Genomic DNA, 712 nt, shown 5'->3' with positions numbered 1-712 from the left:
CCGACGCCGGCCACGCACCGCATGGTGGCGACGATTATCCGCTGGCGAGTCTCCTCGCCGCTGGCGCCGACCGGGCGACCTAGCATGCCGTCGAATATAATCGAACGATCAATTAATATCCGGTTCCTGCTCGGAGGTGCGCCCGCATGAACGCCGCGCGGTCGCAGTTGGGGCGCCCGGTAGGCGCCAGCGGCGAGCGGACCCGCGCTCGAATAATCACCGCGGCGATGCGCTGCGTGGGGGAGGTGGGCTACTCCCAGGCGACAATTCGGGAGATCGCCCGCACGGCCGACGTCACCAGCGCGAGCCTGTACAACTACTTCCCGAACAAGTCCGAGTTGATCAAGGCCGCCGTCGCCGCAAGGACCGAGGTCGCGTTGCCCCGGCTGCGCGAGGCGGCCGGGAGCCCCGGCGACGTCGTCGACCGGATCGAAGCGGTGCTCGACGAATCGGGCCGGTTGATGCGCGAGTACCCCGACCTGGCGGCCTTCGAGTGGGCGATCCGCGCCGAGGGCGCCGTCGACCCCGGGGCGCACGGCGCCGGCTTCCAGGCGTTCCGCGAGATCATCGAGGGCATCGTCGGACGAGCCGCCAGATCGGGTCCGGTCGAAGCGATCTATTCGTTGATCTACGGGCTGACCGAGCTGGCGGCCACGCTGCCGCCCGAGGACTACCACGCGGCGCTGGGCGCGGCCAAGCGGCTGGTCAGGGG

1 protein-coding gene and 1 pseudogene are annotated in these 712 nt (G+C 69.9%); one reads left to right on the top strand and one right to left on the bottom strand.

The window, feature by feature from the left end:
- A pseudogene (locus A5712_RS32070) lies at positions 1-86 on the bottom strand (TetR/AcrR family transcriptional regulator); the annotation flags it as partial.
- 60 nt (positions 87-146) lie between these two features.
- Here A5712_RS32070 and A5712_RS19520 point away from each other — a divergent pair.
- The coding region (locus A5712_RS19520) for a TetR/AcrR family transcriptional regulator (protein WP_068108314.1) at positions 147-712 on the top strand (566 nt) is incomplete at its 3' end.

Origin of the sequence: Mycobacterium sp. E2327 (assembly GCF_001672675.1) — a bacterium.
Lineage (GTDB): Bacteria > Actinomycetota > Actinomycetes > Mycobacteriales > Mycobacteriaceae > Mycobacterium.
The sequence above is the reverse complement of the archived record's forward strand: the minus strand, read 5'-3'. Positions and strand labels throughout refer to the sequence as shown.